The organism is Halalkalibacter flavus (assembly GCF_036663575.1).
Taxonomy (GTDB): Bacteria; Bacillota; Bacilli; order Bacillales; family Bacillaceae_D; genus Halalkalibacter; species Halalkalibacter flavus.
In genome coordinates, this window is the sequence record NZ_JAWRVK010000335.1 from 1 (window position 1) to 251 (window position 251).

Annotated in this window: 1 protein-coding gene; it reads right to left on the reverse strand. The window is 44.2% G+C overall.

Going from position 1 to position 251, the window contains the following annotated elements; all coding sequences use genetic code 11:
- Positions 1-251, reverse strand: a 251-nt coding sequence (locus SAY88_RS25375) for a hypothetical protein (RefSeq protein ID WP_332635211.1), incomplete at both ends; no start/stop codon positions are given.

Genomic DNA, 251 nt, shown 5'->3' on the forward strand with positions numbered 1-251 from the left:
GGGTAGTTGAAGTATACTGGATCTCTGGTTGCTGTTAGAGATTCGGATAGGGCGTTTCCAACATATGTACGGTCACTAGCAGTAGATGTGACGAAGGCAAGAGCTTCCAGAGCAGAAAAGAAAGGAGATTGGTAGAACTTCTTGCTTGGCCTGTCAATAGAACCGAAGACGAGTTTTCCCAGAAGTTCCATTCCTTCTTCATTGTTCATTTGGATGAGAGTTTTGTTCGATGTTTCCCAAACTGAACCAGC